Below are 9,421 nucleotides of genomic sequence, written 5' to 3'. Positions count from 1 at the left end.
CGTGATCGTCCAAGTAGACATAGAGTGCGGTCAGAAGGGCGTCCAAGTCTGTCTTCACACACCGACCATGGACGCCCTTCGTCACGCCCGCAGCCGATCACCAAATTTCACATCAGCGATCTAGCGGGCGAGGATGTCGTCCAGGTCGTAGGAGACGGGCCGGTCGAGCTGCTCGTACGTGCACGACTCGGGGGTGCGGTCGGGACGCAGCCGCCGCCACTGGGCGGTGTGGCGGAACCGGTCGCCCTCCATCTGGTCGTAGGCCACCTCGATCACCAGCTCGGGCCGCAGCGGGATGAACGACAGGTCCTTCTTGGCGTTCCACCGCGAGATCGCGCCCGGCACCCGCTGCCCGCCGGTGGCCGGGGTGGCGGCGGGCTGGCCGATGCCGGCGGCGGCCTGCTCGGCCCAGTGGCCCCACGGGTGCTCCGACAGGTCGGCGATGTACGGTCGCAGCTCCTCGACGAGCTCGGCCCGCCGCGCCATGGGGAACGAGGCCGCCACGCCCACGTGGTGCAGGCGGCCGTCGTCGCCGTAGAGGCCGAGCAGGATGGAGCCGACGATCGGGCCGCTCTTGTGCTCGCGGTAGCCGGCGATGACCACGTCGGCGGTGCGCTCGTGCTTGACCTTGAACATGGTCCGCTTGTCGGGGATGTAGGGCTGGTCGCCGGGTTTGACGATGATGCCGTCGAGCCCGGCGCCCTCGAACATGTCGAACCACTCGGCGGCCTGGGCGTCGTCCGTCGTCACCGGAGTGAGCCGGATGGATCCGCCTTTTTCGGGAAATATCTCGACCAGCCGCCGCCGGCGCTCCGCGAACGGCGTCTCCATGAACGACTCGTCACCCAGGGCCAGCAGGTCGAAGGCGACGAACGAGGCGGGCGTCTGCTCCGACAGCATCTTGACCCGCGACGCCGCCGGATGGATGCGCTGCTGCAGCGCCTCGAAGTCGAGGTGCGACCCGCGCGGCAGCACGATCTCGCCGTCGACCACGCACCGGTCGGGCAGCTCCGCCTTGGCGGCCTCCACCAGCTCCGGGAAGTAGCGGGTGAACGGCCGCTCGTTGCGGCTGCCGAGATAGACCTCGGCGCCGTCGCGGAACACGATGCACCGGAACCCGTCCCACTTCGGCTCGTAGAACAGATTGCCGTCCTGCTTGGGCATCGCCTTGACCGGCTTGGCCAGCATCGGCGCGACCGGCGGGCGCACGGGCAGGTCGAGGTCCGGGATCGGCTCCGGCTCCTTGGCCGCCTTCTTCCCCCGTGGCGCGGTCGGCTCTGTCATGGGCCAGACTCCTTCGTGTAGCGGCAGAAGAGGACCCCCTCCTCTTCCAGCACCTGGCTGAGCTCAAGCTTGACGTGTGACGGCGCGCCGTTGAGGATGCGCGCCGCGTCGCCGCCGATCAGCGCCGGGCTGACGGTCAGGCACAGCTCGTCGACGAGCCCGGCGGCGGCGAGCTGGGCGTTGACCAGCGGCCCGCCCTCGCACAGCACCCGGGTCAGGCCGCGCTCGTGCAGCGCGGCCAGGGCGGCGGCCAGGTCGACGGACTCCTCGCCGGCCACGATGACGTCGGCGACCTCGGCGGCGGCCTTGCGCCGCTCGGCGGGCGCGCTCTCGCAGGTGACGACGATGGTCCGGCTGACGCCGCCGTCGAACAGCGGCCCGGCCAGGTCGAGGCCGAGGCCGCGGGTGATCACCGCGATGGGCGGCGCGGCGGGCCGGCCCGCCCGCATCTCGCGCCACGACTCGCGCGGCCGGACCGCGCCGTAGCCCTCGGCCCGGACGGTGGCGGCGCCCGCCACGATCACGTCGGCCAGCCCGCGCAGCACCCCGAAGACGCGCCGGTCGCCCTTGCTCGACAGCCCGCCGGACAGCCCCTCGACCCACGCGCCGCCGTCGGCGCTGGCCACCATGTTGAGGCGCAGCCACGGCCGGTCGGGATAGGCGTAGGCCCGCTCGATGTCGGGATTGTCTTCTATGTCGGGATGGATGCGACGCACCCCTCTACCTTGGCACACGCCTGTGACAAGTCATGGACGCCGGGGCTGGCGCAGCACCTGCAACGATCGGGAGGTGACCGCCACCAGGTCGCCGGGCCGCCACCCCTCGTCGACGAACACGCTCTCCAGCGTCTCGTGGCTGGTGTCGATCTCGGGGATCCAGGTGCCGCCGAACTCTTCGCCCGGCAGCGTGAACGTCATGTCCTCGTGATGGGCGTTGATCAGCAGCAGGAACGAGTCGTCGGTGATCTTCTCCCCGCGCGGCCCCGGCTCGGTGATCGCCTCGCCGTTGAGGTAGACCATGAGCGACTTGGCGTAGCCGATGTGCCAGTCGCCCGCCGTCATCTCCGCCCCGCCGGGCGTCAGCCACACCAGGTCGCGCAGGCCGTTGCCCGAATGCCGCCCGTGGAAGAAGCGCCGCCGCTGGAACACCGGGTGCTCCCGCCGCAGCTGCGACAGCCTGCGCACGAACTCCAGCAGGTCCGACTCGGTGTGCAGCATCGACCAGTCGACCCAGGCGATCTCGTTGTCCTGGCAGTAGGCGTTGTTGTTGCCCCGCTGGGTCCGGCCCAGCTCGTCGCCGTGGGAGAGCATCGGCACGCCCTGCGACAGGAACAGCGTGGCCAGGAAGTTGCGCCGCTGCCGGTGCCGCAGCCCGACGATGCGCGGATCCTCGACCGGCCCCTCGGCCCCGCAGTTCCACGACCGGTTGTCGTCGGTGCCGTCGCGGTTGTCCTCGCAGTTGGCCTCGTTGTGCTTGTGGTCGTACGAGACCAGGTCCGTCAGCGTGAAGCCGTCGTGGCAGGTGACGAAGTTGATCGAGGCCACCGGCCGCCGCCCGGACGTCTCGTACAGGTCCGCCGAGCCCGTCAGCCGCGAGGCGAACTCCGGCAGCGCCGAGTGCGTCCCCCGCCAGAAGTCGCGCACGGTGTCGCGGTACTTGCCGTTCCATTCGGTCCACAGCGGCGGGAAGTTGCCCACCTGGTAGCCGCCCGGCCCCACGTCCCACGGCTCGGCGATCAGCTTGACCTGCGAGATCACCGGGTCCTGCTGGATCAGGTCGAAGAACGCGCTCAGCCGGTCGACGTCGTGCAGCTCCCGCGCCAGCGCCGAGGCCAGGTCGAACCGGAACCCGTCGACGTGCATCTCCAGCACCCAGTAGCGCAGCGAGTCCATGATGAGCTGCAGCGCGTGCGGCGAGCGCACGTTGAGCGAGTTGCCGCACCCGGTGTAGTCCAGGTAGTAGCGCCGGTCGCCGTCGTGCAGCCGGTAGTAGGCGGCGTTGTCGATGCCGCGGAAGCCCAGCGTCGGCCCCATGTGGTCACCCTCGGCGGTGTGGTTGTAGACCACGTCGAGGATCACCTCGATGCCCGCCTCGTGCAGCGCCCGCACCATTGCCTTGAACTCCGGCACCTGCTCGCCCCGCGTGCCGGAGCTGGAGTAGCCGCCGTGCGGGGCCAGGTAGGCCATCGTGTTGTAGCCCCAGTAGTTCGTCAGCCCGCGCGCCACCAGGAAGTGCTCGGGCATGTAGTGGTGCACCGGCATCAGCTCGACCGCCGTCGCCCCGAGCGACACCAGGTGGTCGATGATCGCCGGATGCCCCATCCCCGCGTACGTCCCGCGCAGGTCCTCGGGCACGCCGGGATGGCGCATCGTCAGCCCCCGCACGTGCGCCTCGTAGATCACGCTCTGGTGGTACGGGACCCGCGGCGAGCGGTCGTTGCCCCACTCGAAGAACGGGTTGATCACCACGTTCTTCGGCATGTACGGCGCGCTGTCGGCCGAGTTGGGCCGCGACGGATCGGTGAAGTGGTAGGGGAACAGCGCCTCGTTCCACGTCAGCTCGCCGTCGACGGCCTTGGCGTAGGGGTCGAGCAGCAGCTTGGCCGGGTTGCACCGGTAGCCCTGGGCCGGCTGGTAGGGCCCGTGCACCCGGTAGCCGTAGCGCTGCCCCGGCATGATCCCGGGCAGGTAGCCGTGCCAGACGAACCCGTCGACCTCGGGCAGGTCGATCCGCTCCTCGGAGCCGTCGTCGTGAAACAGGCACAGCTCGACCCGCTCGGCCACCTCGGAGAACACCGAGAAACCGGTGCCCACGCCGTCCCAGGTGCCACCGAGTGGATAAGGTTCGCCCGGCCAGACTTCGCGCATGTGACCCGATTGTCGCACGCGATCGCGGTCCCGCTACAGGAGTTCGGCGCGCAAGCTGATCGTGGTGCCCGCGAGCGCCTTGCTGACCGGGCAGTTCGCCTTGGCCGTCTCGGCCGCCTCCTGGAACTGCGCGGCGTCGATCCCCGGCACCCGGCCCTGCACGGTGAGCACGATGCCGGTGATGCCCTCGCCCGGCTGGAAGGTGACGTCGGCGCTGGTCCGCAGCGACTCCGGCGGCGTGCCGGCGCCCGCCAGGGCGTGCGAGAGCGCCATGGAGAAGCACGAGGAGTGCGCGGCGGCGATGAGCTCCTCCGGCGACGTCCGGCCGGCCGGCGCCTCGGCCCTGGACGGCCAGGACACCTCGAACGTGCCCACCCCGGACGTGTCGAGCGAGACGGTGCCGGACCCGTCGAGCAGGGCCCCCTTCCACTCGGTCGTGGCGGTGCGCGTGGTGGCCATGAATGTGCTCCCTCTGCTTCTGGACGTGCGACGACTCGTGGTGTCTTCTGACACTATCCCGGCCCGGCGGGCGCGCCGGGCTCCGACATCCGTCTGCCCTTTTCCGGCGAATAGTGACATGCTCGGGTCGCGGCACACCCGCCGCCTAGGTCCGGATCACGGGAGTGTGGTGCCAGTGGAGGCACCGTACGACGACCGCCTGCTGCACCAGCGGGTGGTCGGCGGCGACGAGGCCGCGCTCGGGGAGATCTACGATCGGCTCTCCTCGCTGATCTTCGGTCTCTCCCTGCGCGTCACGCGGGACCGGGTGATCGCCGAGGACATCACGCAGGAGGTGTTCCTCATCTTCTGGGAGCGCCCGCTGGCCTACGACCCGGGCCGGGGGACGCTGCGCGCCTGGCTCGCCACGATCGCCCACCGCCGCGCCGTCGACCACGTGCGCGCCGAGGAGCGCCGCCGCGTCTCCACGCTCGGCCCCCGCCTGTTCGAACGGGCGCCCGACCGGCTGGAGGACACGGTGCTCGCCGCCGACCAGGCCGAACGGGTGCGGCAGGCGGTCACGGCGTTACCCGACGCCCTGCGCGAGGCGGTCGAGCTCGCCTACTTCGGCGGCAGGACGTACCGGCAGGTGGGGGAGGAACTGGGCGTGCCCGAGGGGACGGCCAAGTCGCGCATCCGGCTGGCGCTGCGCCGCCTGGCCGGCGCGCTGGCAGAGGAAGAGGTGTGATGGAGCCGCTCGAGCGTCTGTACCTGGACGCGCTGCTCGAGGACCCGGTGGAGCCCACGGGCACGCTGCGTCCGCAACTGCTGGCCGGGGCCAGGGCGCGGCGCCGGCCCGCCGCCCCCACCGCGCCCTGGGCCGAGCCGTACGCCGGCCGCGTGGCCGCCCTGGACGCGCTGCTCGCCTCGGCCGTGGACGACGACTGGTCCCGCGTGATCGTCGAAGGCTGGACGCTCCAGGAACTCGTCGCGCACCTGGCCGCCAAGGACGGCCTGCTCGCCGCCTCCGTCGGCGCGCCCGTCCTGGGGCCCGAGCTCACCGCCGCCGACTCGGCCACCCGCACCGCGCACGTACAGGCGTACGAGCGCTCCCGCGACCCCGAGCAGACCCGCAGGGACTGGCGGGCGCAGGCCGACGCGCTCTGCCGCCACCTCGCCGGCCTGCCCGCCGGCACCCCCGCCACCCTCGACGGCCTGGAGGCGCCCGCCGCCGACCACGTGCTGGCCAGGATGCTGGAGACGTGGGTGCACACCGACGACGCCGCCCGCACCGCCCGCGTCAGCCTGCCGCACCCGCTGCCCGGCCACATCCACCCGGTCGCCGACCTGTGCGCCCGGCTGCTGCCGTGGACGATGCTGCTGTCGGGCCTGGACGCGTCCGGGCGCGGCGTGCGCGTCACCCTCACCGGGCCCGGCGGCGGCGAGTGGAACGTCGCCCTCGGCGTCGAGGACCCCGCCCCGCCCGCCGAGCCCGACGCGGGCATCACGGCGGACGTGGTCGCGTTCTGCTTCCTGCTGGGCGGACGCGGCGACCCGGCGAGCTTCCCCGCCGAGCTGACCGGCGACCGGGCGCTGGCCCGCGACGTCCTCGCCACCGCACCCGCCCTGTCAGGCCCCTGAGAGACGCTGAGAGCTCCTGAGAGGCTTTACAGGGCCCGGCTCAGGCCTCGGTGACCAGCTCCACGGCGTACGGGTCGTCGGACTCCTCCAGCACCCGCTTGGCGCCCTGCTGCGCCCGCTCGTCGCCGCGCGCCCGCAGCCCCCGCGTCGCCTCGGCCACCGTGCGCAGGTCGGCGTCGTCGAGCCGGGCCGCCAGCGCGTCGCGGATCTGCGGCGTGTCGGCGTCCAGCCCGGCCAGCCCCGCCGTGGCCCAGTCACGCACCTCGGTCTCGTCGTCGCGCGTCATGTCGATGAGCAGCGCCAGCCCCTCGGCGTGATCCGGCGGCAGCACGTCGGCCAGCGCGATCGCGTCGGTCATCGTGCGCTTGTGACCCGGACGGCCGATGACGTCGAGCACCTGCGGCAGCGCCCTCGGATCGCCCGTGTGGCCCAGCGCGGCCAGCACCGAGCGCAGCACCTGAGGGTTGCCCTCGGTGGTCGTCATCTTCTGCAGCAGCGGCAGCGTGCGCTCCAGATAGGGCTTGTCCTCGCTCGTCACGCCGAACTGGGCGATCGCGTCGACGCCGAACTCACGCTCCCTGGCGTCCTCGCTCACGCACAGCTTCGCCAGCGCCTCGTACGTCTCGTCGTCGGCCCGCTTGCCCAGCGTGTCGGCCACCACCCACCACGTCTCGGCGTCCTCGTCCACGTCGCGGTGCGCCAGCGCGCGCGCCACCAGCCGGTCGATCGGCGTGAAGACGCCCGCCGCGTCCTCCAGCAGCGTCGCGATCGCCGCGTGGCCGCGCTGCGCCTGCACCTGCTCGCTCTGCGACCCGTCGGCCGAGCGGCCCGCCACCGTCACCAGCTCGGTGCCGTCCTTGGCGAACTGCCGCGCCACCACGTACTCCCAGTCCTCCTGCCCGATCTGGTCGAGCAGCGCGCTCTCCAGGTGCACGCCCAGCCAGTCGGCCGCGATGTCCAGCGGCGTGTCGCCGTCGCCGTCGTACTTCTCCGGGTCGGCGCCCGCCGCCAGCAGCTCACGCACCACGCCCAGCGCGCCGCGCCGGGCCGCCAGCGACAGCGGCGTGTCGCCGGACTCGTTGACGGCGTCGACGTCGGCGCCCGCCTCGATCAGCACCCGCGCCGTGTCGGCGCTGCCGTTGGCGGCGGCCCACATCAGCGCCGTCCAGCCGCCGCTCTCCCGGCCGTCGGCCTCCGCGCCGGCCGCCAGCAGCGCCCCGGCGGTCTCCACCCGGTCCCAGGCGGCCGCCGCGCACAGCGGCAGCCCGCCCTCCTCGTCCGCGCCCTCGCTGGCCACGTTGGGATCGGCCCCCTGGGCGAGCAGCTCGCCCACCGCCTCGGTCTCGCCGTTCAACGCCGCCCGGTAGAGCTGTTCCTCATGCATGACAGGGACCCTAGCCTGGCCCGGCCGCGCCGCGGGACCAAGCCGGGGCCCGTGTCACCAACTGATACGCACAGGAGGGGGTGAGCGGTTCGGGGGATGGCGATTCCTTCTTCGGGAGGATCGCAAACCCCCGCAAACGCGATATGTTGCGAGTATGACTGACCCTGGGGAGGTACGGGCCTCCGACGCCGAGCGGGAAGCCGTGGTGGAGATGCTGCGGGAGGCCTCCGTCGAAGGACGGCTCACGCTCGCCGAGCTGACCGACCGCACCGAGGCCGCCTACACCGCCACCACGCACGCCGAGCTGGCCCTGCTCACCCAGGACCTGCCCGCGGCCCCGGCCGCCCCCGGTCAGGTCCAGCCGCGCGAGGGCAGGAAGCGGCGCTGGTTCGTGGGCATCATGGGCGACACCAAGCGGCGCGGCACCTGGCGCATCGACCAGGAGCTCGGCGCCGTCGCGGTGATGGGTGACGTGCTGCTCGACCTGCGCGAGGCCGAGGTGCGCACCGATCTGGTGGAGATCACCGCCGTGTCCGTGATGGGCGACGTGAAGATCATCGTGCCTGACGGGGTCAACGTGGACCTCGACGGCGTGGCCATCATGGGCGACAAGCGCGTCGACGTGCAGGAGGCCGCACCCGGCACCAGCGCGCCCGTCGTGCGCGTGCACGCCTACGCGGTGATGGGCGACGTCAAGGTGCTCGGCGACTCGCGGGCCAAGCCGCTCAAGCGCCGCTGGTCGGCCTGGCGCGAGCACTGGCGGGAGCTGCACGGCGACGACTGGAACGAGCGCCGCTCCCTCGACCGGGGCTACTGAGACCGGGCTACTGAGACCCGGGCTGCTGAGACCGGGGCTGCTGATGGGCCCGCCGCCCGTTCACGCCGGGCGGCGGGGATCAGCTCATGAGGCCGCCGCGTCCACGGGGGCGCGCAGCGCGGCCTCGTAGCGCCGCAGCACCACCTGGGCCAGCTCCGGGGCAGGGCCGAGCACGTCGGCGACCACGTCGGCGCCGGCGGCCAGCGTGTCGCGCCGCACCTTGTCGGCGAAGTAGCCGGGGGCCAGCAGGTAGGGCGCCACCGCCACGCGGGGCGCGCCCGCCCGCCTGAGCAGCGCGACCGCCTCCGCGGGCGTCGGCCCGGCGGCCGACGCGTACGCCGCCGTCACCGCCCACCAGCCGCCGCCACCGCTGGCAGGGCCCGTTGCGCGGCCGCCCAAAGGGCCGTTCAAAGGGCCGCTCGTGGGGCCGCTCAAAGGGCCGCTCGCACGGCCGGGGGAGGGGCGCCAGGTGCGGGCCAGGTCCGCGACGACCGCGTTGGCGCGCGCGTCGCTGGAGCCCGCCGAGACGAGCACCACCGCCGTGCCGGGATCGCCCGGCGTCACGCCCGCCTCCGCCAGCCGGCGCTCCAGGACGGACACCAGCAGCGGGTGGGGGCCGAGCGTGTCGCCGTAGTGGACGCGCAGCAGCGGATCGCGGGCACGCGCCTCGTTGAGCGCCGCCGGCAGGTCGACACGGCTGTGGTAGGCCGCCGTCAGCAGCAGCGGCAGCACCACGGCCTCCGCGTGCCCGTGCAGCGCCTGCGCCAGCGTCGGCGCCGAGTGGTCCAGGTACGCGCCGCGCACCGGCAGTCCGGGCCGCGCCCGCCGCACCTCCTCCAGCAGCGCCTCGACCGTCGCGGCGGCCCTCGGGTCGCGCGACCCGTGAGCCACGGCGACCAGCGGCACCCCGCCGCCGGGCGGAGAGCCGGGCGGCCCGCCTTGGCCCGCCCCGTCTGCCAACGGGGCGGGCCGGCGGCCGGGAGTTACAGG

9 protein-coding genes are annotated in these 9,421 nt (G+C 73.0%); 3 read left to right on the top strand and 6 right to left on the bottom strand.

Features of this window, described 5'->3' with window-relative positions; translation table 11 throughout:
- Nucleotides 1-120: 120 nt before the first annotated feature.
- The 4 genes from KME80_RS48485 to KME80_RS48470 are packed head-to-tail and all read right to left on the bottom strand — an operon-like array spanning nucleotide 121 to nucleotide 4,610.
- On the bottom strand, nucleotides 121-1,284 hold the full coding sequence (locus KME80_RS48485; RefSeq protein WP_219519343.1) for an ATP-dependent DNA ligase: 1,164 nt from the start codon (nucleotides 1,282-1,284) through the stop codon (nucleotides 121-123).
- Nucleotides 1,281-2,000 carry a pyrimidine reductase family protein gene (locus KME80_RS48480; RefSeq protein ID WP_219519338.1) on the bottom strand — a complete coding sequence of 240 codons (720 nt, stop codon included), beginning with the start codon at nucleotides 1,998-2,000 and terminating at the stop codon, nucleotides 1,281-1,283. The genes KME80_RS48485 and KME80_RS48480 overlap by 4 nt, the downstream gene beginning before the upstream one ends.
- Before the next feature lie 30 nt (nucleotides 2,001-2,030).
- Nucleotides 2,031-4,151: a glycogen debranching protein GlgX gene (gene glgX, locus KME80_RS48475; protein ID WP_219519335.1), complete on the bottom strand. Its 2,121-nt coding sequence runs from the start codon at nucleotides 4,149-4,151 to the stop codon at nucleotides 2,031-2,033.
- 33 nt (nucleotides 4,152-4,184) lie between these two features.
- Complete coding sequence (locus tag KME80_RS48470) at nucleotides 4,185-4,610, bottom strand: OsmC family protein (protein ID WP_219519331.1); 426 nt, start codon at nucleotides 4,608-4,610, stop codon at nucleotides 4,185-4,187.
- 169 nt (nucleotides 4,611-4,779) lie between these two features.
- Here KME80_RS48470 and KME80_RS48465 point away from each other — a divergent pair, with 169 nt between their 5' ends.
- Nucleotides 4,780-5,337 (top strand): sigma-70 family RNA polymerase sigma factor, encoded by a 558-nt coding sequence (locus KME80_RS48465; RefSeq protein ID WP_219519328.1) that lies wholly within the window; start codon nucleotides 4,780-4,782, stop codon nucleotides 5,335-5,337.
- Nucleotides 5,337-6,230: a maleylpyruvate isomerase family mycothiol-dependent enzyme gene (locus KME80_RS48460; protein WP_246647068.1), complete on the top strand. Its 894-nt coding sequence runs from the start codon at nucleotides 5,337-5,339 to the stop codon at nucleotides 6,228-6,230. Before KME80_RS48465 ends, KME80_RS48460 begins: the two co-directional genes overlap by 1 nt.
- A gap of 40 nt (nucleotides 6,231-6,270) precedes the next feature.
- Here the strand turns inward: KME80_RS48460 and KME80_RS48455 are convergent, their stop codons facing one another.
- The gene (locus tag KME80_RS48455; protein ID WP_246647062.1) at nucleotides 6,271-7,614 is read right to left on the bottom strand and encodes an ankyrin repeat domain-containing protein; all 1,344 of its coding nucleotides are present in this window, start codon (nucleotides 7,612-7,614) and stop codon (nucleotides 6,271-6,273) included.
- 154 nt (nucleotides 7,615-7,768) lie between these two features.
- Here KME80_RS48455 and KME80_RS48450 point away from each other — a divergent pair, with 154 nt between their 5' ends.
- The gene (locus KME80_RS48450) at nucleotides 7,769-8,431 is read left to right on the top strand and encodes a DUF1707 SHOCT-like domain-containing protein (protein WP_219519322.1); all 663 of its coding nucleotides are present in this window, start codon (nucleotides 7,769-7,771) and stop codon (nucleotides 8,429-8,431) included.
- 84 nt (nucleotides 8,432-8,515) lie between these two features.
- On the opposite strand, the gene KME80_RS48445 is transcribed toward KME80_RS48450, so the two are convergent.
- Complete coding sequence (locus KME80_RS48445; protein ID WP_443682016.1) at nucleotides 8,516-9,337, bottom strand: sirohydrochlorin chelatase; 822 nt, start codon at nucleotides 9,335-9,337, stop codon at nucleotides 8,516-8,518.
- Between the last annotated feature and the right edge of the window lie 84 nt (nucleotides 9,338-9,421).

It is taken from the genome of Nonomuraea ceibae (assembly GCF_019396325.1).
Taxonomy (GTDB): Bacteria; Actinomycetota; Actinomycetes; order Streptosporangiales; family Streptosporangiaceae; genus Nonomuraea; species Nonomuraea ceibae.
The sequence above is the reverse complement of the archived record's forward strand: the minus strand, read 5'-3'. Positions and strand labels throughout refer to the sequence as shown.

Bases quoted from the DNA above. Each gene is read 5' to 3' on its own strand.
- KME80_RS48450 (WP_219519322.1), top strand. From the start codon at position 7,769: ATGACTGACCCTGGGGAGGTACGGGCCTCCGACGCCGAGCGGGAAGCC.
- KME80_RS48460 (WP_246647068.1), top strand. From the start codon at position 5,337: ATGGAGCCGCTCGAGCGTCTGTACCTGGACGCGCTGCTCGAGGACCCG.
- KME80_RS48470 (WP_219519331.1), bottom strand. From the start codon at position 4,610: ATGGCCACCACGCGCACCGCCACGACCGAGTGGAAGGGGGCCCTGCTC.
- KME80_RS48455 (WP_246647062.1), bottom strand. From the start codon at position 7,614: ATGCATGAGGAACAGCTCTACCGGGCGGCGTTGAACGGCGAGACCGAG.
- KME80_RS48485 (WP_219519343.1), bottom strand. From the start codon at position 1,284: ATGACAGAGCCGACCGCGCCACGGGGGAAGAAGGCGGCCAAGGAGCCG.
- glgX (WP_219519335.1), bottom strand. From the start codon at position 4,151: ATGCGCGAAGTCTGGCCGGGCGAACCTTATCCACTCGGTGGCACCTGG.